Origin of the sequence: Mesorhizobium sp. CA10 (assembly GCF_020165285.1) — a bacterium.
In the GTDB taxonomy this organism is placed as follows: domain Bacteria; phylum Pseudomonadota; class Alphaproteobacteria; order Rhizobiales; family Rhizobiaceae; genus Mesorhizobium.
Window position 1 is genome coordinate 271,184 of the sequence record NZ_JAIUHV010000005.1, and the last position, 24,096, is coordinate 295,279.

27 protein-coding genes and 1 pseudogene are annotated in these 24,096 nt (G+C 64.2%); 4 read left to right on the forward strand and 24 right to left on the reverse strand.

Annotated elements, in window-relative coordinates:
* Positions 1–19: 19 nt before the first annotated feature.
* The 9 genes and pseudogenes from LB535_RS13610 to LB535_RS13650 all read right to left on the reverse strand — a co-directional run bounded on the left by LB535_RS13610 (position 20) and on the right by LB535_RS13650 (position 8,410).
* Positions 20–271, reverse strand: coding sequence for a hypothetical protein (locus LB535_RS13610; RefSeq protein ID WP_224632546.1), 252 nt, complete (start codon positions 269–271; stop codon positions 20–22).
* A gap of 105 nt (positions 272–376) precedes the next feature.
* On the reverse strand, positions 377–1,396 hold the full coding sequence (locus LB535_RS13615; protein ID WP_224632547.1) for an isopenicillin N synthase family dioxygenase: 1,020 nt from the start codon (positions 1,394–1,396) through the stop codon (positions 377–379).
* Between the two features lie 278 nt (positions 1,397–1,674).
* A complete protein-coding gene (locus LB535_RS13620) occupies positions 1,675–2,328 on the reverse strand; it encodes a methionine ABC transporter permease (protein WP_140844297.1) in 654 nt (217 codons plus the stop codon).
* Positions 2,309–3,400: a methionine ABC transporter ATP-binding protein gene (locus LB535_RS13625; RefSeq protein WP_224632548.1), complete on the reverse strand. Its 1,092-nt coding sequence runs from the start codon at positions 3,398–3,400 to the stop codon at positions 2,309–2,311. Before LB535_RS13625 ends, LB535_RS13620 begins: the two co-directional genes overlap by 20 nt.
* Positions 3,401–3,483: 83 nt before the next feature.
* Complete coding sequence (locus LB535_RS13630; RefSeq protein WP_224632549.1) at positions 3,484–4,326, reverse strand: MetQ/NlpA family ABC transporter substrate-binding protein; 843 nt, start codon at positions 4,324–4,326, stop codon at positions 3,484–3,486.
* A 197-nt stretch (positions 4,327–4,523) separates the two neighbouring features.
* Positions 4,524–5,321, reverse strand: coding sequence for an aspartate/glutamate racemase family protein (locus LB535_RS13635; protein WP_224632550.1), 798 nt, complete (start codon positions 5,319–5,321; stop codon positions 4,524–4,526).
* Positions 5,318–6,679 (reverse strand): dicarboxylate/amino acid:cation symporter, encoded by a 1,362-nt coding sequence (locus LB535_RS13640; protein ID WP_224632551.1) that lies wholly within the window; start codon positions 6,677–6,679, stop codon positions 5,318–5,320. The genes LB535_RS13635 and LB535_RS13640 overlap by 4 nt, the downstream gene beginning before the upstream one ends.
* A 370-nt stretch (positions 6,680–7,049) precedes the next feature.
* Positions 7,050–7,523, reverse strand: a pseudogene (locus LB535_RS13645) (transporter substrate-binding domain-containing protein); the annotation flags it as partial.
* 197 nt (positions 7,524–7,720) lie between these two features.
* Complete coding sequence (locus tag LB535_RS13650) at positions 7,721–8,410, reverse strand: SDR family NAD(P)-dependent oxidoreductase (protein WP_224632552.1); 690 nt, start codon at positions 8,408–8,410, stop codon at positions 7,721–7,723.
* Positions 8,411–8,636: 226 nt separating this feature from the next.
* On the opposite strand from LB535_RS13650, the gene LB535_RS13655 reads away from it, so the two are divergent.
* On the forward strand, positions 8,637–9,752 hold the full coding sequence (locus LB535_RS13655; protein ID WP_224632553.1) for an anhydro-N-acetylmuramic acid kinase: 1,116 nt from the start codon (positions 8,637–8,639) through the stop codon (positions 9,750–9,752).
* Here the strand turns inward: LB535_RS13655 and LB535_RS13660 are convergent, their stop codons facing one another.
* Together LB535_RS13660 and LB535_RS13665 are read right to left on the reverse strand one after the other, a co-directional pair.
* The gene (locus tag LB535_RS13660; RefSeq protein WP_224632554.1) at positions 9,753–10,178 is read right to left on the reverse strand and encodes a GNAT family N-acetyltransferase; all 426 of its coding nucleotides are present in this window, start codon (positions 10,176–10,178) and stop codon (positions 9,753–9,755) included.
* A gap of 91 nt (positions 10,179–10,269) precedes the next feature.
* Positions 10,270–11,454 carry an MFS transporter gene (locus tag LB535_RS13665; RefSeq protein WP_224632555.1) on the reverse strand — a complete coding sequence of 395 codons (1,185 nt, stop codon included), beginning with the start codon at positions 11,452–11,454 and terminating at the stop codon, positions 10,270–10,272.
* A 48-nt stretch (positions 11,455–11,502) separates the two neighbouring features.
* On the opposite strand from LB535_RS13665, the gene LB535_RS13670 reads away from it, so the two are divergent.
* A complete protein-coding gene (locus LB535_RS13670; protein ID WP_224632556.1) occupies positions 11,503–12,042 on the forward strand; it encodes an Lrp/AsnC family transcriptional regulator in 540 nt (179 codons plus the stop codon).
* On the opposite strand, the gene LB535_RS13675 is transcribed toward LB535_RS13670, so the two are convergent.
* A complete protein-coding gene (locus LB535_RS13675; protein ID WP_224632557.1) occupies positions 12,039–12,542 on the reverse strand; it encodes a hypothetical protein in 504 nt (167 codons plus the stop codon). The two genes, LB535_RS13670 and LB535_RS13675, sit on opposite strands and share 4 nt — an antisense overlap.
* Before the next feature lie 12 nt (positions 12,543–12,554).
* The gene (locus tag LB535_RS13680; RefSeq protein ID WP_224632558.1) at positions 12,555–13,385 is read right to left on the reverse strand and encodes a class I SAM-dependent methyltransferase; all 831 of its coding nucleotides are present in this window, start codon (positions 13,383–13,385) and stop codon (positions 12,555–12,557) included.
* A gap of 85 nt (positions 13,386–13,470) precedes the next feature.
* On the opposite strand from LB535_RS13680, the gene LB535_RS13685 reads away from it, so the two are divergent.
* Positions 13,471–14,451: a LysR family transcriptional regulator gene (locus LB535_RS13685; RefSeq protein ID WP_224632559.1), complete on the forward strand. Its 981-nt coding sequence runs from the start codon at positions 13,471–13,473 to the stop codon at positions 14,449–14,451.
* A 138-nt stretch (positions 14,452–14,589) separates the two neighbouring features.
* Here LB535_RS13685 and LB535_RS13695 read toward each other — a convergent pair whose 3' ends face one another.
* Positions 14,590–14,925, reverse strand: a complete 336-nt coding sequence (locus LB535_RS13695; RefSeq protein ID WP_176477114.1) for a hypothetical protein — start codon at positions 14,923–14,925, stop codon at positions 14,590–14,592.
* A gap of 111 nt (positions 14,926–15,036) precedes the next feature.
* Positions 15,037–15,888 carry a helix-turn-helix transcriptional regulator gene (locus tag LB535_RS13700; RefSeq protein WP_224632560.1) on the reverse strand — a complete coding sequence of 284 codons (852 nt, stop codon included), beginning with the start codon at positions 15,886–15,888 and terminating at the stop codon, positions 15,037–15,039.
* 98 nt (positions 15,889–15,986) lie between these two features.
* Here LB535_RS13700 and LB535_RS13705 point away from each other — a divergent pair, with 98 nt between their 5' ends.
* Positions 15,987–16,889, forward strand: coding sequence for an SDR family oxidoreductase (locus LB535_RS13705; RefSeq protein WP_224632561.1), 903 nt, complete (start codon positions 15,987–15,989; stop codon positions 16,887–16,889).
* Between the two features lie 46 nt (positions 16,890–16,935).
* Here LB535_RS13705 and LB535_RS13710 read toward each other — a convergent pair whose 3' ends face one another.
* The 9 genes from LB535_RS13710 to LB535_RS13750 form a co-directional block, all read right to left on the reverse strand.
* A complete protein-coding gene (locus LB535_RS13710) occupies positions 16,936–17,643 on the reverse strand; it encodes a GntR family transcriptional regulator (protein WP_224632562.1) in 708 nt (235 codons plus the stop codon).
* Positions 17,644–17,779: 136 nt separating this feature from the next.
* Positions 17,780–18,523 carry an aspartate/glutamate racemase family protein gene (locus tag LB535_RS13715; protein ID WP_224632563.1) on the reverse strand — a complete coding sequence of 248 codons (744 nt, stop codon included), beginning with the start codon at positions 18,521–18,523 and terminating at the stop codon, positions 17,780–17,782.
* A gap of 10 nt (positions 18,524–18,533) precedes the next feature.
* On the reverse strand, positions 18,534–19,256 hold the full coding sequence (locus LB535_RS13720; RefSeq protein ID WP_224632564.1) for an ABC transporter ATP-binding protein: 723 nt from the start codon (positions 19,254–19,256) through the stop codon (positions 18,534–18,536).
* On the reverse strand, positions 19,253–20,032 hold the full coding sequence (locus LB535_RS13725; RefSeq protein WP_224632565.1) for an ABC transporter ATP-binding protein: 780 nt from the start codon (positions 20,030–20,032) through the stop codon (positions 19,253–19,255). Before LB535_RS13725 ends, LB535_RS13720 begins: the two co-directional genes overlap by 4 nt.
* Positions 20,033–20,035: 3 nt before the next feature.
* Positions 20,036–21,016 (reverse strand): branched-chain amino acid ABC transporter permease, encoded by a 981-nt coding sequence (locus LB535_RS13730; RefSeq protein ID WP_224632566.1) that lies wholly within the window; start codon positions 21,014–21,016, stop codon positions 20,036–20,038.
* Between the two features lie 7 nt (positions 21,017–21,023).
* Entirely contained in the window at positions 21,024–21,890 is an 867-nt protein-coding gene (locus LB535_RS13735) for a branched-chain amino acid ABC transporter permease (RefSeq protein ID WP_224632567.1), read from the reverse strand.
* A 77-nt stretch (positions 21,891–21,967) separates the two neighbouring features.
* Complete coding sequence (locus tag LB535_RS13740) at positions 21,968–23,170, reverse strand: ABC transporter substrate-binding protein (protein WP_224632568.1); 1,203 nt, start codon at positions 23,168–23,170, stop codon at positions 21,968–21,970.
* Between the two features lie 284 nt (positions 23,171–23,454).
* Positions 23,455–23,727 carry a hypothetical protein gene (locus LB535_RS13745; protein ID WP_224632569.1) on the reverse strand — a complete coding sequence of 91 codons (273 nt, stop codon included), beginning with the start codon at positions 23,725–23,727 and terminating at the stop codon, positions 23,455–23,457.
* A complete protein-coding gene (locus LB535_RS13750; protein ID WP_224632570.1) occupies positions 23,724–23,903 on the reverse strand; it encodes a hypothetical protein in 180 nt (59 codons plus the stop codon). Before LB535_RS13750 ends, LB535_RS13745 begins: the two co-directional genes overlap by 4 nt.
* Positions 23,904–24,096 lie beyond the last annotated feature (193 nt).

Sequence of the window (24,096 nt, forward strand, 5' to 3'; positions counted from 1 at the left end):
AACACAACGGTTCGCGCATTCATGTCAGGATGGAATAGCGAGGAAAACGCGCTTGAGGCTCGAGCGCGAAATATTCGAGCGGCGGCGGCCGACCGGGACCGGAGCCGGTGAAGGGATCGACATCCAAATGCAGGGCGAGCGCCTCGCCGGTCTGATCGGCGGATTCCCGACGCAGATAAGAAAAAGGCCGGGCGCGAAAGCGGCCCGGCCAAAGTATGAAGGTCATAACCTTCAGAGGGGAACGTCGCCCGGCGCAATGGGAGGAAAACACCGAGCGATGGTTCCTATGTGGGCCTGAAGCGGCATATTTTCCACGAACGGAATTCCAAAAAAGACGGGAAACGCGAAAAAATCTCGCTCAAATCCAACGAAATCGTCAGCCGATGGCCGCTGCTTTTTCCAGAAGGTCGGCATAGTGACGCCGCGCTACGTCGGGATGCGACCGCAGGCGGCCTTTCAGCACATTGGTTCCGACGTTGCGGAAGAGCGGATTGTCGGGATCGCTGGCCGGGCCGCGCGCTTCGGCAGCGAGCTCCTCCGGCAGGTCGAGCAGCGGGATCGTGGCATCGAGCCGGGCGCTGAAGAAGAACGGTACCGAAATGCGTTCGACGCCGGCCGGCGGCGTGACGACGCGATGCACGGTCGCCCTGAGATAGCCGTTCGAGGCGAGCTCCAGCAACTCGCCGATGTTGACGACGAGCGTTCGCGGGATCGGGTCGACATCGACCCAGCTGCCGTCATATTCGACCTGCAGGCCCTTGTTCTCATCCTGCAGCAGAAGCGTGAGAAAGCCGCCATCCTTGTGCGCGCCGACGCCCTGCTCGTCGCCGGTGGCATTGCGGCCGGGATAGCGCACGATCTTCATGCGATGGTTGGGCTCATCGCGATAGATCGGATCGAAAGCATCCTCCGGCTGGTCGAGCGACAGCGCGAAGGCCTTGAGCAGCCGTATCGCCACATCGGTCGCCTTGGCCTGCCAGGCAAGCAGCGCGGGCTTCAGATCGGGAAGCGCGGCAGGCCACTGGTTCGGACCCTGCAGCCGCGTCCAGGCCGGCACGCCCGGCCCTTGCGCAATCGTCGTGCGCTCGACGCCGATGTCGAGCTGCTCGCGCCAGTCGGCCTTGCCTTTGGTCAGCTCGCCGCCGGCGCGCGTATAGCCGCGGAACTGCGGCGACTTGACCATCTCGATGTCGAGCTTGTCTGCTTCCGGCAAGGCGAAGAAGCGGCGCGCGGCGCCCAGCACTGCATCGATCTCCGGCTGGGTGATGCCGTGGCCGCTCAGATAGAAGAAGCCGACATCGCGAGCGGCGGTACGCAGATCGAACAGAAATGTCCGCAGTTCCGATGCGCCCTGCTCCAGGCGGTCGAGATCGAGCACCGGGATTATTCTGGCCATGGACAGGCTCCTCTTGGCGGTAACTCTTTCCGTTTTCGCAATCCCGGACGGAAAACTGCTGCGCACTTTTCCTGGAATTGCTCTCTTTAGTTTTGGCGAAATTCCGAACGGAAAACCGCTACACACTTTTCCTGGAATTGCTCTAGCGACCCTTGGCACGATGACATCAGCATCATCACGGGTGAAGAAACGCACCGCCCAATCTCGTTGCAAACGGAGCAAGCCGGCGCTCAATTCCCGTCTTTTGCGGCAAATTGCGTTCGCGCCGGCGCCCCTGGTCAGCGATGATCCAGCCGCGCGACGAGCCGGTCGCCGATCCACTGGATGCCGCAGACCAGCACGATGAGAACGACGACCACGGCGACCATGACGCTGGTCTCGAAGCGTTGGTAGCCGTAGCGGATGGCCAGGTCGCCGAGACCGCCGGCACCGATGGCGCCGGCCATGGCCGACGCGCCGACCAGCGTCACGAGCGTCACGGTGAAGCCCGCCACAATGCCCGGCAGCGCCTCCGGCACCAGCACCTCGCGGATGATCGTCCAGCGATTACCACCCATGGCGCGCGCCGCCTCGATCAGCCCGTGGTCGACCTCGCGCAGCGAGACTTCGGCGATGCGGGCGTAATAGGGCGTGGCGGCGATCGACAGCGGCACGATCGCCGCCCAGGTGCCGATCGAGGTGCCGACGATCAGCCGCGTCACCGGGATCAGCGCCACCAGCAAAATGATGAAAGGAACCGACCGGAAGCCGTTGATGACGGCGCCGAGAGTACGGTTGACCCAAAGGCTCTCGGCGATGCCGCCGCGATCGGTGGCGACCAAGGCAAGGCCGAGCGGCAGGCCGAAGACGAGCGATATGATACCGGACGCGCCGGTCATCAGCACCGTTTCCCAGATCGAGCGAAGCAGGAGTTCAAACAGGACCGGCGACATGGCCAAGCACCTCCACCCGCGCGCCGCGGTCCTTCAGGAATGTCGTCACCCGCGCAAGATGCGCGGCTTCAGCGCCGGCAACGGCCAGGAACAGCGTGCCGACAGGCTGACCTTGGACATGATCGACGCCGCCCTGCACCAGGCGGAATTGGCCTGGCACCGCTGCGGCAAGATCGGAAAGCAAAGCACCGCGCGCTGCCTCGCCGGCCGCATCGATCCGGAGAATCGTTTCCGCGCCTTCGCCCGGAGCCAGCCGGCTGGCGATCTCGGGCGGCAATTGCGGCCGGATGCTGCCGAGCAGGCTGCGGGTGATCTCCGATTTCGGATTGGCGAAGACCTGCCAGACGGCCCCCTCCTCGACGATCCGGCCGGCATCGATCACCGCCACGCGGTCGGCGATCGAACGGATCACCTCCATCTCGTGGGTGATGAGCAGGATTGTGAGACCGAGCCTCGCATTGATGTCTTTCAGCAGAGCAAGGATGGAGCGCGTCGTCTCCGGGTCGAGCGCCGAGGTCGCCTCGTCCGACAGAAGCAGCGCCGGCCGCGCGGCGAGCGCCCTGGCGATGCCGACACGCTGCTTCTGTCCGCCCGACAGCGACGCCGGATAGGCCTTCGCCTTCTCCGAGAGGCCGACCAATTGCAGCAGCTCGGCCGCGCGCGCCATACGCTCGGCGCGCGGGCGGCCCTCGATCTTGAGCGGCAGCGCGACATTCTCCTCGACGGTCTTGGCCGACAGAAGGTTGAAGTGCTGGAAAACCATGCCGATGCGGCGGCGCAGCGGCTGCAACTCGCGTTCGCTCAGGCGGCCGATTTCGCGGCCCTCGATGAAGACCTCGCCGGAATCGGGCCGCTCCAGCCCGTTCAGGCAGCGGATCAGCGTCGACTTGCCGGCGCCGCTGCGGCCGATGATGCCGAGGATCTCGCCCTTGCGCACCGTGAGCGAGACGCCGTCGAGCGCCGGCGTCGCGCCGAAGCGGCGCTTCAGGCCGACGAGGCGGACAACGTCTTCCCGCCCGGTCGGCTGGATGTGGATCGGGTCGGCGCGTTCGGCAGTGACATGCTGGTTCATTTCTATGTCCGTTTCTGTGCTGCGCAAACGCGACGGCGGCCCGCTCAGCAGCGGGCCGCCTATTGTTGCCAGCCAGGCCCCGATCAATAGGCGCTGATCCCGGTGCCCTTGTAGACCTTGTCGAACTCGGCCTTCACCGTTTCGTTCTGGTAGGAAGCGACCAGCGTCTTCACCCACGGCTCGTTCTCGCTGCCCGCTTTGACAGCGATGAAGTTGCGATAGGGATTGTCTGCCACCGGCTCCTGCGCGATGCGGTTTTCCGGGCCGAGGCCGCTCTTCAGCGCCCAGTCGGTGTTGACGACGGCGGCGTCGAGATCGTCCACCGAGCGGCCGACGATGCCGGCGTCGAGTTCCTTGATCTCGAGTTTCTTCGGGTTGTCGGCAATGTCAGCGGTCGTCGCCAGGATGCCGGTGCCGTCCTTGAGCTTGATCAGGCCTTCATGCTCCAGGACATGCAGTGCGCGCCCTTCGTTGGACGGGTCGTTCGGCAGGCCGATCACCGCGCCTTCGGGCAAATCGGCGACCTTGGCATGCTTCTTCGAATAAAGGCCGATCGGCCAGACGCCGGTATAGCCGACCGGCACGATGTGGTAGCCTTGCATCTTGATCTGGTTGTCGAGGTAGGGCTTGTGCTGGAAGGCATTGGCGTCGATCTCGCCGCGCTCCAGCGCCTCGTTGGGCTGGGTGTAATCGTTGAAGACGACGGTCTCGATGGTCAGCCCTTTCTTGGCCGCCTCGGCCGTGACGACGCGCCAGACATCCTCATCCTCGCCGCTGATGATGCCGACCTTGATCGACTTCTTGTCCTCGCCGAAGGATGGCGACGGCGCACCAAGGCCGATGACGGCCAATGTCGTGGCGAGAAGCACGCCAAGTCCGGCGCGCCTGGTGACTGACGTTACGAGAGAATTTGAAGCGTCGGACATGATGCGTTCCTTGCAATCCTGAAATCAGTTCGGCCTGGCGGAATGCGAAGCCTTGTTCTCAGGATCATCAATGCTGCCTCATCGGGCAAAGAAGCGCATTTCCTCTGAAGCGGAGCGCGGGAAATATTCTCTCAAAGATTTGATGACTTGGAGCACGCCCGGTGAGCGGATGTTCGATATCGTAAAGGCGGCAGCGCCTATGAAGCGCGCCGGGCAAGGCGCAAGGGCAATCGGTCGCCTCCGGGCAGCGACGAGACGGACGGCAAGCCGCGCGCCTCCTGCGTGGCAAAGCCCAATCGGGTCAGGCAGGCCCGCGCCAGGGCCGCGTTGCTGTCGATGACCAATACTCCGGCCGGATCGTTGAGGCTGGCGGCCACCACGGACAGTTCGGTGCAGCCGAGAAGTGCCACATCGGCGCCGGCCATTTGCGCGAGATCGAGCGCGCGCTCAGTCTCAGCCGCGGCTTCCGCAATCGAGCCTGCCTTTACGAGATTGATCGCGCTGTCGACGCGTTCCTGGAATTCCGCGTCTGCCGGAACGCAGACCTCGAACCCCGCCGGCGAAATCCTGTCCTGATAAAAGCCGGAGGCAAGCGTGCCCCGGGTTGCGAGGTTCGCAACTCTGCCCCGGTCCAGGCTCCGGCGGATCTCCGCCACCACCGCGTCGCCGATGTGGATGATCTCGGCTGGCGAGTTCGCCGCCAGCTTTTCGTACCAATGATGGGCGGTGTTGCAGGGCATAGCGATACAGGAAACGCCGAGCGCGTTGAGCGTCGAGACCGCAGCTTGCAGCGGCGCCAGCGGCCCGTCATGACCAGCCAGGATCGCTTCGGTCCTGTCAGGCAGTTGCGGCACGCTGAGGATGACGGAAGGCACATGCTCGTTGTCGCGCAGCGCCCCGGTCATCCGGGTCAGCTTAAAGTAGAAGTCGACCGATGCGAGCGGCCCAAGACCGCCGATGATGCCGAGCTGCGGACGGATGCCGTCGTCGATCATCGGGCGGGCTCGGCTTCGAGCTCTTGTGCGACTGTTTCAGCGGCCTGCGCCGCTTCCCGGTGGCTGGGCGCGATCATTGCCGTGCTTGCGGCCACGGTGGAGACGCTGGACAGCGTCATCAGCGTGTCCACGGCCGCGTCCACCGCGACGAACAGGACGAACGCCGCCTCGAAGGGAAGCTTCAGATAGCCGCAGACAATGGACATCTGCGACAGGATGAGCAGGCTGCCCATGCCGCCTGTCGTCAGCGCCAGAAGCGCGGAGACGACGCCGACAAGCAAGAGGTCCGGTATCGCCAGGGGATGGCCGTAGAGCTGGGCGATGAACAGGACGCCCGAGGTGTAGACCAGCGCCGGGCCGGTCCGCAGAAGCGCAGCCTGGAGGGGCACGAGCAGCTCGACAACCACCAGGTTGAACCTCAGGCGCTCTGTCAAAAGGTTGATGACCCAAGGCAGCGAGGCGACCGTGGAGCGCGTTGTGATGGCCACCATCAGAAGCGGCTGAAGGGTCTTGATCGTGGCCCAGTAGCTCCGCCGCGAGCGTATGGCGATGACGGCAAACGCGCCGGCGAGGAATGTCACGCAGGAAAGGCCCATCACCAGCAGGTAGCCGCCCATCAGCATCAGCGGCTTGATGCCGGTCGACGCGGTCTGGTCGGCGATCAGGATGAAGGTCGCGAAGGGCAATCCCCAGACGAACCAGTTGGTCAGCACCGTGCAGGCCTTGTACACCGCGTTGAGCGCCTGTGAGAGGCTGAGCGACGAGGGCTGGGGAATCCTGCCCATTGCAAGCCCGAAAAGCAGGCAGAACAACAGGACCTGGATAGTCTGGCCCGAGGCCAGCGCGCTGAAGACGTTGTTCGGCACCAGATCCAGGAAGATCGAATGTCCGCTGTTCGGATTCCCGGTCGGCGGCGGCTGGAAGGGGAATGCGAGATCGGTGGAGACGCTGCCTTGCGAATTGATGAACTCGCCGAGCTCGATGCGCGACTGCGGGTTCTCGATCTGGCCGGGCTTGAGGATCAGCGAATATGTGCCGCTGACCAGCACGGCGAGGAACGACACGACCAGTACCGCTATGCCGACCTTGCCGAGATAGCGGACCGATTTCGGGTCCTGGACCATGGCGGTGATGGAGAAGATCACCGACGAGACCAGATAGGGCAGGACGACCATCTTGAGGAAATTCAGGTAGACCTGCGCGACAGGGCTGATCGCATGGGCGAAGGCCGGGTAATAGAGGCCGCACAGGATCCCGGCCAGGATCATGATGATCGTCGTCGCCGGCGAGCGCAGGATGCGCTTTGCCGCCAGGCGCCAATCGAAAGGCATGGCTGCGGCTACATCCGAGACGGCCATTGTCAGGCTTTGCTCCCCTGGCGATAACGCGCGATGATCTCGTCGGTGTTGAGGACCTGCTGCCTCGCGCGAGATCGAGATAGAGATCGACGAAGGCCGCCAGATGCGGGTTGGCCGGGCTGATCCCGACGGCGATCGTGTCGACCTTGTCGGTCAGCGTGATCGAGCGTGCGACCACCGTCATCGACGGATCGTCGACCATCAGCTTCTTGATCTCGAAATCGTCGCGATAGGCGAGGTCGATCGTGCCGTTGCGGATCGCATCGATGACCGTGTTCCAGCCTGCGAAGCGCTGGATCGTGGCGTGCGGAAACGTGGCGGCCGCGTAGGTGGCGAAGGACGAGCCTTCGATCACGCCGAGATCGCCGGAGAAATCACGGATGATCTGTTCAGCCGGCTTGCCCTGCGTGATGCGCGCCAGGTTGACGCGGTTCGCCAGCAGCCCCTGGTGCAGCATGGCGTAAGGCCGCGAATAGAGGATCGAGCGGCCGCGCCGGAGGGTGCGGCTCAGCTTGCCGATCGCCAGGTCCGCCTGGCCGGACGTCAGCTGCTGCACCATGGCGTCGAAGGTCCCGGCTGATCGGTCGAACACCGGTTCGACGCCGAGTTCCGCGGCTATGCCACGCGCCAGGTCCATATCGATGCCGCTCTCCCCAGAGCCGTCGGCCGGGAAGAAGGGGTCGGAAGCGAAAGCCGGCATGGCGATGCGTAGCTTGTTGTCGCTGACGATGGGTTTGGGAGCGTCTTGCGCCTGGGCCGGCGTGGCCAGCGCCTGCGCCTGCGCGAGCAGCAGCCCTCCGCCTCCGGCTGCAAACAGCGTGCGACGTGTGAGCGGCATGCGCATTTCTCTATCGTGCAGGAGAGCCGGACAACAATTCTGACCGATGCGCAGTATGCACGCCGAAGTTAAGTAAAGGTATCTTTTGTTTTGCGCTTTTTTACATTGCAGACGGCCGAAATGGCATCAGGAGACATGCAGACTTTCTAAAATAAACGAGTCCGCGACGGGGCGTGTTGTTGTCCGGTTCGTGCGAGGGATCGTCAGAACGTCTCGACCCAGGGCCTCAGCTCGACCTCGAAGCTCCACGCGCTGCGATGCTGGCGATGGACGACGAGATAGGTCTCGGCGATCGCATCGGGCGAGAGGCGACGATCCGGCCGGTCGGACTCGGGCGCCTGCCCGGCCGGCTCGATCTGACCGTCGATGATGAAATGCGCGACGTGGATGTTCTTCGGGGAAAGCTCGCGCGCCATCGATTGCGCCAGCCCGCGCAGGCCGAATTTCGGCATGGCGAAACCGGCGGAGCCGGAGAACCCTTTCAGGCTTGCGCTGGCGCCGGTGAACAGGATCGAGCCGGAACCACGTGCAAGAAGCCGGCGCGCCGCCTGCTGGCCGACAAGGAAGCCGCCATAGGCGCCGACGAGCAGGGCTTGCTTGACCGCTTGCGCGTCGAGTTCGGCGATTGGGCCGCGCGTGCGGCCGCTGGCGTTGAAGACGGCAATTTCGAGGGGACCTGCCTTGTCGGCCGTCTCGAAGAGGCGCTCCACGGAGGCTGCGTCCGATACGTCTGTTTCGAGGGCCAGCGCGCCGGTTTCCTTGACCAGCGCGGCCAGTTTGTCGACGTTGCGGGCGGCAAGGACGACACGGAAACCCTGCTTGGCGAGAAGCCGCGCCAGTGAGGCGCTTAATCCAGAACCGGCGCCCGCGATCACTGCGACGTTGGCTGCCATGGCGTTTTCTCCTTGCGATAGTCCATCCGGGCAGTCGCCCGGCCGATGGTCTTGTTCGCAGCCTCGCGCCTTCTTCGCCGAGAGGCAAGAACGGCGTTGCTCCGCTTTCACCATTCGATGCAAAAAGCCGTCGGTCTATGCGCCGGCCTGCTCGGGTGTAGCGAGACACTTGCCTGCCGGGCCGATCCGTCCGACACGTGAATGAAGGGCGATTCGAGGAACGACCATGGAACCAATCTGGGCCGTCGGCCTGATGACCGGCACGGTGCTCGACGGCAATATCGACGTGGCGCTGATCAAGACCGACGGCGAGCGCATCGCCGACACCGGCACCTACACGCTGGCCCCCTACCCGCAATCGATCCGCGCCCTGCTCGAGGAAACGCTGCGCGAGGCGCGCGCCTGGAATTTCGAGGGACCGGAGCCGGAGATCTTCCGCGAAGCCGAGGAGGCGCTGACGCGCGCGCAATCGGCGGCGGTCAAGGATCTGGTCGAGAGCCTGGGGATGAGCATGGCCGATATCGGCGTCGTCGGCTTCCACGGCCAGACCGTGCTGCATCGCGCCCCGCAGCCGGGACGCATCGGCCGCACACGCCAGCTTGGCGATGGCGAGCTGATGGTCTCGCTGCTCGGCGCCAAGGTCGCCTATGATTTCCGCTCGGCCGATGTCGCGGCCGGCGGGCAAGGCGCCCCGTTGGCCGCCGCCTATCATGCCGCGTTGCTTAAAGAGGCGGACGCCAGCGGCGACACCGCCGTGCTCAATCTCGGCGGTGTCGGCAACATCACGTGGTGGGACGGCAAGGACAATATCGTCGCCTTCGACACGGGGCCGGCCAATGCGCCGGTGAACGATTTCATCAAGGCGAAGGGCCTCGGCGAGATGGACCGGGACGGCAGGCTGGCTGCCGCCGGCAAGGTCGACGAGGAACGGCTCGCCAGGCTCCTGCGGCATCCGTACCTGACGAAGCCCTATCCGAAATCGCTCGACCGCTTCGACTTTACCGCGGCGATGGCTGAGGGGCTTGGCGCGGAGGATGGCGCGGCGACGCTGACGGCCTTCACCGTCTCGGCCGTCGGCAAGGCGCTCGACCTGTTGCCGCGTCGCCCGAAGCGGCTCGCGGTCAGCGGCGGCGGCCGCCACAATCCGACGATGATGGCAATGCTCGAAAGCCGCGCCGGCGTCGAAGTGGTGCAGGCCGAGGCGCTGGGATGGAAGGGCGACGCGGTGGAGGCGGAATGTTTTGCTTTCCTCGCCGTGCGCGTGCTGCGCGGCCTGCCGATCAGCTTTCCAAGCACCACCGGCGCGCCCGCGCCGATGCGCGGCGGAAAGCTCGCTGGCTGATCAGGACGGCAGCTTCTTCTGCAGGAAGATGCGACTGCGGCCGATGGGGAAGTCAGGCAGCGTGCCGAACGGCTGGTAGCCCTGACGCCGATAGACCCTTTCGGCGATCGGGTTGAAGGTGTCGAGCCAGGCGCCGTGGCAACCGCGCGCGATCGCCTCCCGTTCGGCGGCGTCGAGCATGTCCGCGGCAATGCCTTTTCCGCGCAGTTTTTCGTCGACCCACAGCCACTGCACGTAGAGCCAGCCCCAGGCGGTGTAGCCGGAAATACCGGCAACGAGGGCGCCGGTTTCGCCGCGCCCGAAAACCGCGAGCGACTTTCGGCCTGACGCTCCGACGTCGGCATCGTTGAAAGCGGTAAGGCTTCCGCCCAGGAAAGCGAGGTCCTGCGGCGAGGGTTCGGCGGTGATCTCGAGACTCGTCTTCATCGGCTGCGACTCCGGTTCGCAAGCCAGCCTTAGAGCAATTCCAGGAAAAGTGCGAAACAGTATTCCGGCCGCAAGCGAAGACTGAGGCCTGTTACCGAGGACCGACTGACCGCCACGCCGCTGCGCCCGCCGCCACCAGCATCAGTGCCGCCGCGATCAGCGCGCAATTGGCGAAGCCGAGGCTCGTGTAGAGCGGGCCGAAGCCTGCCGTGCCGACGGTGACGGCGAGATAGGTGACCGCGCTGTTCAAGCCCATGATGGTGCCGCGCCGCGACGGGTCGAGCGCGGTGAGGCGCATGACCAGCACGTTCAGCCCGAAATGGTTGGCGAGGCCCCATACGGCGATCGTCGCGATCAGCAGACCGAAGCCGCCGCTCGCCAGCGCGATCGCGACATAGACGGCGGCGACGAGCAGATAGGCGAAAGGCATGACGCGGCGGGCGCCGAGGCGGTCGATGACGCTGTCGAGCAGAGCGGCCGCGCCGAAGCCAAGGCCGTAGGCGACCGCCGCCAGGCCGTTGGCACTGACCGGCTCGCCGAGGGCTTGGTGGAGATGATCGCCGAGATAGCCATAGACGCCATAGAAGGCGGTCATGAAGGCGCCGCAGGCAATGAGCAGCGGCAGGATGCCGGGAACGGCGAGCGCGCCAAGCGGCGACGGCGCGGGGCCGCTTTTCCTGGTATCGTGCAGCGAGCTCATCGCCAGACCGGCAACGGCCGCTCCTGCGAGCATTGCAACGGCCGCGAAGACGGCACGCCAATGGATGAGATCGGCCAGCACCGCCGACAGCGAGACGCCAGCGACCATGGAAAGCGTCCAGCCGGTCAGCACCACGCCGATGGTGCCGCTCTCGCGGCCGGGCGGCGCGATCGCGGCCGAGCTGGCATAGATCGCCGGCATGGCGATACCGGCGGCGATGCCGGCAACGAGCTGGGCGGCCACCAGCATCGCCACTGTCGGCGCCAAGGCGCTGGCGACCAGCGCGATGGCCAGCAACAGCAATGCGCCTTGAAGCATGCGGCGCGCGCCGATCCGGTCGATGTAGCGGGCAAGGAAGAGCGCGCTGGCCGACGTGCCGAGGCCGAAGGCGGCGGCAGCCGTCATCACCGCCGGCACGCTGGCGCCGAATGACGCCGCGACGGCGGGCGCGATCGGTCCCAGAACCAGCGAATTGGAGCCGATGACGGCGATGCAGCCGGTCAGCAGATAGGCGGCTGCAGGGATCGGCGCGCGGGGCGCCTCGGTTATAATTGCTGATTGATTGCTGTTCGACATATCATCATAATGGCCGAATTGAATTCCGCATCAATGGAGAATCTCCATATGGACGCAGAAACAGATGACATTCAGCGGAACAAGCATCCGACCCGCGAAGTCGACCCGATCGACCGAAAGATATTAGGCGTCCTGGTCGAGGACGCGACCATCAGCTATGCCGAGCTCGGTGAGCGCGTCGGCCTGTCGGCGCCGGCGGCGCATGAGCGGGTCAAGCGGCTGAAGCGCAGCGGCGCCATCCGCGCCACATCGGCGATCATCGATCCGAGGGCGGTGAAGAAGCCGCTGCTTGCCTTCGTGCATATCGACACAAGGGGCTGGGGCAAGACGCCGGAGCTGATGGCGGTTTCGAAATATCCGGAGGTCGAGGAGATCCACACGGTCGCTGGCGACACCTGCATGCTGCTCAAGGTGCGCACCGAGGGCACCCGCGCGCTGGAAGGCCTGCTGGCCCGTCTCTACGACACGCCCGGCGTCACCTCGACGCGCAGCTATGTCGTGCTTTCGACCTATCTCGAGCGCCCGGTGCAGCCCGAGATCACCAGCGAATGGCCGGCGCCCAAGCATATGGCGACGCCGGTTTATTAAGTCGCCATGAGCTGGCGGCGCGTGGAACGCGCCAGCAGGTAAAACGCCGCGACATGCGTGATCATCAAAAGCGGCACGTAGAGGATCGGGATCGCGTAAGCCGCGCCCAACTGTCCGGCCTGCCCCGGAAGGTCGAGCACGACGCCGTGATAGTAGTCGACGACAATGTCCACCACGCCTACGAGGTTAAAGGCGACGACCAGCGGCCAGAAGATCACAGGCCTCGCGACGGTGAATAGCGCCAGCATGGCGAGCAGGCCGGTGGCGAAGTCGCCATAGGCGGCGAAGCTTGCGAAGGCAGGAGCAAGGTCGGGGCCGACGACGCCCGGGATGAGGAAGACGAGCCCGAAGAAGCGGAAGCTGTGCAGCGTTGCGATGGCGCGCTGCGCCTCTATCGGCTCCATCGACCTCAGCCTTGGCCAGATATAGGCGATGAAGCAAAGCAGCCAGGGCACATAGCCGAGCACGAGATGGATGTTGAAGATCATCGCAGGTGACATCTTCGCCCCCTATCAAGCCTTGGCCGGAACGGCCTCGAACACTGCCGTCAGAATGCCCAGCCGTCCCTCCATGAGATTGCGCCCGAGATTGGTGGCGAAGTCGGCGAAACCCTGGCCCATGATGACGCCGAGATTGAGCGAAGGCGGCGGGCCGGAGGCACGGAGTTCGGCGAACCAGGCCTTGGCGGCAGCCGTGTCGTCGCGGCGGACGAGCGTGCCGAAGCCAGCGGCTTCGATGGCCTCGCAGGTCGCCTCGGCCGTCAGCAGGAAGCTTTCGCCCGGCGTCTTCGCCCAGGGCACCGGATAGTGCGGATCGCCGCCATTCAGCACGACGTCGAAGGTCGCGAATTTTCCACCCGGTCTCAGCACGCGCCTGATCTCGCGGTAGAGCAACGGCCGGTCGGCGATGTTCATCGCCACATGCTGCAAGAGCGCGGCATCGAAACGGCTGTCTTCGAAAGGCAGCGCCAGCGCGCTGCCGGCTTCGAACGACACTTTGTCGTCTTGGCCGGTGCGCGTGGTCAGATAGCGCGCGGCTTCGACGAAGGGTTCGCTGAGATCGACGCCGGTCACCGCGCAGCCATAGGTCTCGGCAAGAAACCGCGCCGGCCCGCCGACGCCGGATCCGACGTCGAGCACGGACATGTCGGCGGTGATGGCGGCCAGACTGGCGAGTTCCGCCGTCGCGGCCAGCCCGCGGGTATGGAACTGGTCGAGCGTCGCCAGTTGTTCGGGCTTCAGCCGCTGTTGCTCAGGCCCAAACACCGCCAGTGCGTTCTTCAATCGATCGGTCAAGCCGGTCGCGCGATAGTGATCGCGCACGCGATCGAGTTCATCGGTCATTGCCGTTTCCCTTCAGGCTTCCAAAGTCATGGAAGAAATACGGCCGCTTTCCGAGAACCGCTATCCACGATAATGTCGATGGGTCATGAAGCAGAACTTCACAGTCAGGCACGGCGCGCTCGACGGCGTCGAAGCATTCCTGAGCGTAGCAAGGCATCGCAATTTCCGTAAGGCGGCGGCCGAGCTCGCCGTCACGCCATCAGCGATCAGCCAGGCGATACGCACGCTCGAGGCGCGCATCGGTGCCGCGCTCTTCATCCGCACGACGCGCAGCGTCGGCCTTACCGAAGCCGGCGAGCGCTTCTTCGCCCGCGCGCGGCCCGCCTTCGAGGAATTGATCGCCGCGAGCGAGATCGCGCGCGGGATGGGCCAGCGGCCGGCGGGGCTCTTGCGCCTCTCGGTACCGCCGGCCGTGGTGCCGATGCTGCTGGAGCCGATGGTCGCCTCCTTCTGCCAGGCCTATCCCGAGATCGAGCTGGAGATCGTCGCCAGCGGCGAGCTCGCCGATCTCGCCGCCGAGGGATTCGACGCCGGCATCCGGATGGGCGACTTGATCGCGCCCGACATGGTCGCGGTCCGCCTGACGCCCTCCTTTCCGATGGCGGTCGTCGGCAGCCCGGATTACTTGCGCCAGCGCGGGGTGCCCGAGCGCATCGAGGACCTGCGCGACCATGCCTGCCTGCGCCTGCGCCGCTCGAATGGTTCGGTCGCGCCCTGGTCCTTTGTCGACGGCAACAAAGCCGTCGAGGCAATCGTGTCGGGACCACTCATCGCGCACGACTACCCGTCGCTGCTCGGGGCGGCGATCCAAGGCATCGGGCTGGCCCAGGTGCCGAGCCCGATCGCCGAAGCGCCGATCGCCGACGGGCGACTGCAGGCGCTGCTCGGCCGCTTCGCGGTAACCACGCCGGGCGTTTTCCTGTATTATCCGGAAAGGCACCAGGTGTTGCCCAAGCTGCGCGCTTTCATCGACCACATCAGGCAGCCGGGCGGCGCTGACGCCGCCCCGAAGCGATCAGGCAGGCGGGGCAAAGCTGACGCTTCGAAGGCCCGTGAAGGCGGTTAAGTCAGGCAATAATCCGCTCGACCGAACAGAGCGGCTTCGGCGATGCCGGCCGCATGCGCCGCGCCTTCATGAGGAGCTTCGGCCAACCACCACAAGCGATCCGGCGTGCAGGGGCGCGAAGGTAACGCTTCTAAACCCTTATCCCTTGTGCCACGCAAGCATTCTGCGGATCTCCTCGCGTTTTTCTTGCGACAGACCCGAGAGTAAGTCCTCGTCCAGATATCCTTGCCGGATGAGAGTTGCGAAAACGACGGTCAGTTGCGAATAGCGATAGTCGAACGTCCGATCCAAATCGCGACGTTGCTCCTTCAGATAGTCCTCGACCTCCCACATCTCGGAGGGTGTGGTCGCGGCGTTCGCCCGTCTTTTGAATTCGGTCATGATGCTGGCCAGTGCCCTCTCAAGGGCCTTGTCATATGCGGCGCGGGCAACTTTCTTTTCAGAGGGCGACCAACTAAGCTCATTCAAGGTCATAGGACATCTTCCACGAAGGAGTCGGGCGGTGGATATTATCCTAACCGGGTCGCCTTTGTGACCTGTTTTCCGCTTCGCCGCACCTTGGCGGAACACCGCGCATGGCGGCCATCATTCTGCGGCGCGAGATGCGATCAGTGATCGAATACGTTCCGCATCCGACTGCGTGACGGGATTGTAGACGATCATGCCGAGTTCCGGGCGGCCGTCGACCGCGAAGACCGAGAACTCCAGCTCGATCAGTCCGATCTCGGGATGCCGCAGACGCTTCACGCCCTCGCCATGCGCCGCAACGACGTCATTGTCGCGCCACAGTGCCGCGAACTCGGGGCTGATCCTGGAAAGCTCCTCGACCAGTTCCGTGACCTCCGCGCCGGCGCCGGCGCGGACGGCGTCGGCTCTGAAGGATCCGACCACGAAACGCGCGACGCTCTGCCAGTCGTCCTGCGCGTCACGCACGCGCGAATTGCCGAACATCAGGCGCAGGATGTTGCGCTGCTCGCGCGGCAGCTTGGAATAGTCCGTCAGCATCGCGGCCGCCGCACGGTTCCAGGCAACCACGTCCCAGGTCGCGGTCTTGATGATCGCCGGGCTCGGGTCCAAAGCGTCGAGGACACGCTGGAGTCGCGGCGTCACGCTGTCCACGCTTTTGTAGCGAACTTCCGGAGGCCGCCCGAGACCCAGCATGAACAAATGCTCGCGCTCGGGCTCGGTCAGCATCAGCCCGGTCGCGATGCGGTTCAGCACGTCGGCGGACGGCGCGCCGCCCCGCCCCTGCTCCAGCCAAGTGTACCAAGTCGGGCTGATATTGGCGCGCTGCGCCACCTCTTCGCGGCGCAGCCTTTGCGTGCGCCGCCGCCCCGTGGCGAAACCGAAGGCGGCGGGATCGAGGCGCATGCGGCGATCGCGAAGAAAGGTGCCAAGCCTGTTGGTCGTCTCTTTGCTGGCGGTCCCTTGGGGCATTGCCATCCTATTGACTATTATACCATGATAAAGCCACTACTTTAACAGAATGAGTTATAGCGCAAATAAGGCCTCCGAACAACGACAGGAGACCTCCCATGCGTGTATTCCTTACCGGCGCGACCGGCTTCATCGGTTCCAGGATCGTGCCCGAACTTCTTGCCGCCGGGCATAAGGTGCTTGGCCTGACTCGCTCCGATGCAGGCGCGCGGTCGCTTGTCGCCGCAGGCGCCGAGCCGCATCGCGGCGACCTCGAAGACCTCGACAGCCTGCGCGACGGCGCGGCGAAATCGGATGCGGTGATCCACACCGCCTTCGACCACAATTTCTCGAATTTCGTGGCCAATTGCGAGAAGGACAAGCGCGCCATCGAAGCGCTGGGCGGCGCGCTGGCCGGCTCGGACCGGTTGCTTATCATCACGTCCGGTGTGGGCATGGGTTCCGCCGAGCACGGACAGCCGGCGAGAGAAGACGTGTTCAATACCGACCATCCCAATCCGCGTATCCTGTCGGAGCTCACCGGCGCGGCGATGGCCGAGAAGGGCGTCAAGGTGTCGGTGGTGCGGTTGCCGCAGGTGCATGACACGGTGAAGCAGGGCCTGATCACACCGCTGATCGCGCAGACGCACGCCAAGGGCGTGTCCGCCTATCTTGGCGAAGGCCGCAACCGGTGGTCGGCGGCGCATGTGCTGGATGTCGCGAAGCTATACCGTCTGGCGCTGGATAAGCAGGAAGCCGGCGTTCGCTACAACGCCGTCGCCGAGGAAGGCATCCCGGTGCGCGAGATCGCGGAAGTGATCGGTGCCGGTCTCAACGTGCCGGTAGTCTCGCTGTCGCAGGAAGAGGCTGCCGACCATTTCGGATGGCTTGCCATGTTCGCCAGCCTCGACATGCAAGCGTCGAGCGAATGGACGCGCGCGCATCTCGGCTGGCAGCCTACCGGACCCGGCCTCATCGCCGATCTCGAGCGAATGGATTACAAGCAGGCGGCCGCAGCCTAGCCTGGTCGTCCGGCGGTTCAGCGACCCGGCTGAACCGCCGTTCGCTCTAAGCTCGAAGCAGATCCGCCAAGCTGTCGGACTTCTCCACCTTGTCGGTAAGGTCGAGTCCGGACAGCAAGTCGACCAGATGGCTGTTCATCAAGGCCGCGGCGTCGGCACTGTCGCCGGCCTCGATCGCGTCGACCAGCGCGTGATGGGCGTGCTTCTCGCAGGTGGCGTCGCGGCGCTTCCAGTAGAGCGCGATGATCAGCGAGGAGTGCGAGACGAGGTCGCGCACGAAATTGGTGAACACCGAATGCGCGGCGATCTCGGCGATGCCGACGTGGAAGCGCGCCGACAGCATGATGGCGTCACTGTCGCGGCCGGCGTGCAGCGCGTCGTGCTCCTTCTCCAGGTGTGACCGCAATTGCGCGATATCGGGCGGCACCGCCGTCCTGGCGGCGAGCGCGGCCACCTTGGGTTCGATCAGCGCCCTCGCCTCGAACACTTCGCGCGCCTCGATCTTCGACGGCTGCGCGACAAAGGCGCCGCGATTGGGCTCCAGCCGCGCCAGCCGGTCATGGGCAAGGGCCTGCAGCGCGGACCGAACTACCGTGCGGCTCACCGAATAGATCGAGGCCAGCTCGTCCTCCGGCAATTTGGTACCCGGCGCGAGACGATGGCTGACGATGGCGTCCCTCAGCCCATAATAGATCGGCGACCAGCGCGCGGCCGGCTTGTCGTCGCGATCTTCTTCCTTGAGTACCGTCAACATACTTTCAATGCGCGGGCCCGAAATGGCCTGATCTGCCCCCCAAATCGCCGGCAGCCCGTCCAATCTAGTATCGCTCGCGCGGCGGTCAATCCCACCTGTCCGGGCGCCGGCCGGTCGTCCGGCAGCATGAAGCCGGCTAGACGATCTCGATTTCCGTGGGCGACAGCGGTGCAAACATGCCGGCGAACTGTTTGCCGCGCGGCGCGGCATAGCCACCGATCTTCGATGTCCTCAAGCCCACCTTGCACAGGCTCTCGGCCAGCGTGACGGCGCAGACGACGCCATCGAGCACGGGAACGCCATGTTCTTCCGACAGGCTGTTGGCAAGGTCGGCCATGCCGGCGCAGCCGAGCACGATGGCCTCGGCGTGATCCTCGCTTATGGCGCGCGCGATCTCCTGCGATATCCTGTGCCTTGCATTCGAGCCCGGATGTTCGAGCTCGAGCACGGGGACCTCCGACGAGCGTACCTTGGCGCAGCGCGAGGCGAGACCGTATTTCGCCAGATTGTGCTCGATCGCGGGCACCGAGCAGGCAAGCGTCGTGACGACGCTGAACTTGCCGGCGATCAGGCTCGCCATATGGAACGCGGCCTCGCCGATGCCGATGACGGGAGCTCCGCTGGCACAGCGCGCCGCGTCGAGCCCGGTGTCGTCGAAGCAGGCAATCACATAGGCATCGGCCGCCGGCGCCTTGCGCATCTCGGCAATGATGCCCGGCACGGCGAAGACCTCGTCGAAGTAGCCTTCGATGCTTGGCGGACCGTCGGCCGGATTGACCGCCATGATTTCGGTTCCCGCGGAGGCGACGCTTTGCGCCGCCTCGCAGATCTTGGCGGTCATCGAGGCGGTCGTGTTGGGATTGATGACGAGAATGCGCATTGAATCAGCCTCAGATCTCACCACCGAGATAAAGACGCTTGACCCGGTCGTCGGTCAGCAATTCGGCGGAGTTGCCGCTCAGCGCGACACTGCCGGTGGTCAGCGCATAAGCGCGCTGCGAGATGCGCAGCGCCATGCGCGAATTCTGCTCAACCAGGAGCACACTGACCTTCTCGTCGCGATTAATGGCGACGATGGAGCGGGCGATGTCCTGGACGAGTTTTGGCGCGACGCCGAGCGACGGCTCGTCGAGCAGCAAGAGCTTCGGCTTGGCCATCAGCGCGCGGCCGATGACAAGCATCTGCTGTTCGCCGCCGCTCATCGTGCCGGCGGCCTGCGAGAAGCGCTCCTTCAGCCGCGGAAAGCGCCCCAACACCATCTCCATCGACGCGGCGATCTCGGATTTGCTGGTGCGGGTGAAGGCGCCCATCAGGAGGTTGTCCCTGACCGACATGAAGGGGAAGACGCGGCGCCCTTCCGGCACCATGGCAATGCCCATCTTGACGATCTCGTCGGGGGCGGCGGCGTCGATGCGCTTGCCGCCGTAATGGATCTCGCCGGACCTGATCTTGCGCAAGCCGGTGATGGCGCGAAGGATCGACGACTTGCCAGCGCCGTTGGCGCCGATCAGCGCGACGGTCTCGCCTTCATTGACCTCGAGCGACACGCCTTTCAGCGCGTAGACATGGTCGTAGTAGAGCTCGACATTGGCGAAGTTCAGGATCCGGTTCATAGGCCGATCGCCTCGTCTTCGCTGCCCAGATAGGCCTCGATCACCTTCTCATTGGCTTGGATCTCCGACGGGGTTCCCTCGGCGATCTTTTGCCCGAAATTGAGCACGACGACGCGGTCGGAAATCTTCATCACGGCCGGCATGTCGTGCTCGACAAGCAAGATGGTGAGGCCGAGATCGCGCAGGCGTCGCACCATCTCCACCATGCGCATCGTCTCGTCATGGTTCATGCCGGCGAAGGGTTCGTCGAGCAGCAGGATCGAAGGATTGGTCGCAAGGCCGATGGCGACACCCAGCGCGCGCAAATGGCCGTGCGGCAGGTTGCGGGCGGTCTCATTGGCGAGCGAGGAGAGGCCGAGCAGCGCCAGGATTTCGTCGGCGGAGGCGCCGAAGGCCGCTTCGTCCGCCCTCGCCGCACCGGTGCCGAGGAAGAAGCCGAAGAGGCTCGCCCTGGAGCGCAAATGATGGGCGATGATGACGTTGTCGCGCACGCTCATGTTCTTGAAGATCGTCGTCTCCTGGAAGGTGCGCACCACGCCCCTGCGCGCGGCGATATGCGGAGCGAGACCGGAGATGCGTTCGCCCTTCAGGCGCACCTCGCCCGTCGTGGGCTTGAGGAATGACGAGATCAGCTTGAACAAAGTCGACTTGCCGGCGCCGTTGGGGCCAATGACGGACAGGATCTCCTTCTCGCGCACCGAGAAGGAGACGTTGTTGACCGCGACGAGACCGCCGAAGCGCTTGGTGATGCCTGAGACTTCGAGCATTTCGGCCATGGCTCAACCCTTCTTCCGGGTCGTTTCGGCGAGGCTGAGCAGACCATTGGGCAGCACCAGCATCAGGACGATCATCAGGCCGGAATAGATGAGCAATTGGAATCGGCCGGTCTGGAACAGGAGGTCCCAGCCGAAATAGAGCACGAGCGTGCCGAGCATCGGACCGAACACATAGCCGAGGCCGCCGAGGAAGCAGTTCAGCATGAAGTTGACGGAATCGGTGACGGTGAAGCTCGACGGATAGATCGATTGCGAGATGGCGGCAAAGATGGCGCCGGAAACGCCGCCGAAGAAGGACGAGACGGCATAGGCAATGACGCGCAGATAGGCGATGTTGACGCCGATCGAGGACGCAAGCTCCTCATTCTGCTGCAGCGACTGGCACAGCTTGCCGATGCGCGAATTGACCAGCCGGTACATGACCCCGAAGCAGACCACCATCAGCGTGACCGCCAGCAGATAGAAGGCGAGCCGCGAATTCTGCAGCGTGGCGAAATCAGGGATCAGCGTGATGCCGAAGACCGACAGTGCGCCGGGCAGCGGGATGCTGACGATGCCCTTGGCGCCGTTGGTGATCGGCAGCGCCAAAGCGAGCAACCGCGCCACCTCGGTCAGCACCAGCGTGACCATGGCGAAGTAGACGCCGCGCAGGCGCAGAATCGGCAGGCCGATCAGCACGCTGGCGGCGGCGCAGAACAGGCCCGCGACAGGAAGCGTCAGCCAGAACGACCAGCTATGGTTCATCACCAGTATGGCCGAGACGTAGCCGCCCATCAGCGCATAGGCACCCTGGCCGATGTTGATGCGGCCGATATAGAAGGTGAGCCAGACACCTGCGCTGGCGATGCTGAGCAGCGCCACCGAGGTCAACGTGTAGTAGAGATCAAAACGGCCGCTTGCCGAGATCGCGGCCGGCACGGCGATGAAGACGATCGCCACAAAGGCCACGACCGATGCGATTTTCATGTTGCGGTTGCGGGTCATGGCGCCATCAACCCCACGGCTTGCCCATCAGCCCGTTGGGACGGACCGACAGGAACACCATCAGGGCAGCGAATATGACAAGGTAGGTCACGTCGCCATATTCGCGCAGCACGGTGAGCCCGACCGACTCCATCATGCCCAGGATGAAGCCGCCAGCAATCGCGCCGCCGACGACGCCGGCGCCGCCGATCATCACCATCAGGAAGGCCTTGATCGAGATCGGCCCGCCAATGCCCGAATTGACGCCGGTGATGGTAACCAGCAGCCCGCCGACGACGCCCGCGAGCATGGCGCCCATGGCAAAGCCGATCATCGAATAGCGATCGACGCGGACGCCCATCAGCTGGGCCGCGACGCGATCCTGGGCAAGCGCGCGCATGGCCCGCCCAACCCGGCTGTACTGCATATAGAGCACGAAGGCGGCGATGAAGACGATCGCCAGCACGCCGACGACGATACGATCATAAGGCATGATGATGCCGGCATCGTTGAAGACGCCCTTGACTATCTTGGGAACGCCGCGCTGCTTTTCGCCGAACAGAAGCAGGATGACGGCGTCAAAGAAAAAGGCCGTCGCGGCAGCGAGCAGCATGGTGCTCTCCTCGCGGTGACTTCGCCTGATGACGGTGCGGAAGAGGAATTTCTCCATCAGCGCGCCGATGATGGCGAGCGTGACGCCAGAGGCGAGCAGCGCGACCACGAAAGGCAGGCCGAGCTGGCCGTAGACAGTGTAGGCGATGAACCCGCCCAGCACATACATCTGCCCGTGAGCAAAATTGAGCACGTTCATCAGGGCGAAGATCAGGGTCAAGCCCAGCGCGATCAGCGCGTATTGGGCACCGAGATACAATCCGTTGGCGATGACCTGTTCCATGGATACCTTCGATGTTCCGCGGGGTCCGGCCTATCGGACCCCGCGGCAAGCTGGAGGAATGACGCTCGAAGGTGGCGCTAGTCGACGGAACCGACGAACAAGGTCTGGAAAGCGCCGTCCTTATATTCGTTGACCACCATCGGCACCGAAAGCTGGCGCTTCTGGCCGAAGGAGGTCATGCCGACATAGCTGAGCTTCGCGTCGCCCTTCAGGAAGGGATTGGGCGCCGAGAAAGTGTCCATGGTCTTCTTGAATTCCTCGACGTTGTTGATGGCCGCCGGATTGGCCTTCAAGGTCTCGATGATGTATTCGAGCGCATAGACCTTGGTGTTTGACTCGTCGTTGTATTCGCCGAACATCTTGGTGTAGCGGGCGACGAATTCCTTCATCGCGTCCGAGGCGATCTCCGGCGTGGAGGCGCCGCCGACGGAGATGAAGCCGTTGGCGTATTCGCCGGCGCCCTCCTCCAGGACCTTGGCGTCCTGCGCGGTTTCCGTCGAGATCAGGCCTTCATAGCCGAGCTCGCGGGCGGCGCGGATGAGCAGCGGCGCGTTGGCCGGGGCCACGCCGGACAGGACGAGCAGGTCGGGCTTCAAGGCGACGATCGGCGTCAGCACTGGCGTGAAGTCGCGGGTGTCATTCTGGTAGGTGTCGTTCTGGGCGACGACTTCCAGTCCAAGTGCCTTCGCCGCCTCGACGCCGCTGTCGCGCTGGCTGAGCGGGTCGGATTCATTGGCCGCGACAAAGGCGATCTTTTTCACGCCTTTGTTTTCCTTGAGATATTTGTAGATCGCCGGACCGGACTGGTAGTTGGCGATCATGCCGAGCACCGCATTCGAGGCCGGCTTCTGGTAGAGCGCCTTGGGGAAGGCGTAGGGGAAATAAATGATGCCGTTGGCCTCGGCGACCGGGCGCACCGCGGCGGCGCCATCATCGACATTCGGCCCGACGACATAGTGCACGCCTTCCTGCGCCATCTTTTCCATGCCGGCGATGGCGCGCTTGGGATCCTTCTGGTCGTCGAAGGTGACAATGTTGATGTTGTAGGTGTCGTTGCCGATCTTGACGCCACTGGTTTCGTTGATCCAGGCGGCGCGGGTCTGCATCGAGCGCACGTTCGAGGTGCCCCAGGCGGCGGCGGGCCCGCTGGTAACGCCGACGAAGCCGATCTTCAGTTCCTTGTTTTCAGCCTGCGCGGACGAAACGCCGAGAGCGGCAAGAGCCAGGGTCGAGACGGCGCCGAGCGCCATTGATTTCAGAGTCGAGCGACGGTTGATCATAGCTTCAGTTCCCCTTGGTTATCGCGCTTTGTGTTTTGCTCATAAGCTGCGCGTATAGTGTAAGGGAAACCGGCCGAGATCGATTGTCAACATATTTCTCAATTATTGTATACAATGTCCGGGTAGAGTGTGCGCGATGACCGTGGACCCGTGACGGGATCGGCATTCAACCGCCGCGTCCGGCCAGCCACAGCCACACCGGCGATACGTTCGCAGGGACCATGAACGCAAAGAGGGTCGAGGCTCGTCGAACACTGATCCCGAGGAACGCCGGCCCGGGGATCTTACTTCCCGCAATAGTGGTCGTTGATGTCATTGACCGCGTCCGCATCCGGCCCGACGCGGTGATATGCGCAGGCGCCCGCCGACGTGGTGGGCATCTGCCGGTCGTAGTAACGCGGACCGCCGAACAGCGTCTCGATGATGTCGTCACTGGCTGGAACATAACGCTCCCGATTGACGACGCGGTAGCGATGCTGTTCGCCAGCGGCGGCCGGGCCCGCCATCATGGCTGCTGCGGCAAGCATGAGCGCGGCGATTGCAAAATATTTCGTCATGGCAGCGACCTTCCGGCAATTCGGATCTGCAGCATAGCCAAAATCGCCAGCGGAACAAAAGTTCCCGTTTCCCGCTTGCGGCCGGTGAGTTCCTCGACATCGAAATTTGTGCGGTGGGCTATGTTTGCGCTGGCGGTTGGCAAGCGTTGGAGATTGGCCGAAACGCGCATCGCCATCGTCATCCACGGGCGGCGCAAGAAGCGAAGCGACGCGCGCAGACCCGAGGATCTATTCTGTGACTTCAGAGTTCGCGCTCGAGGCGTCGATCGATCGCCGCCACGTTCAGCAGCAGCATTTGAGCGACCAGCAAGGATGGGGTGCGACAAAAACCGCAGCCGAGACCAAGACTCCTGTATGTTCGCCCGATTG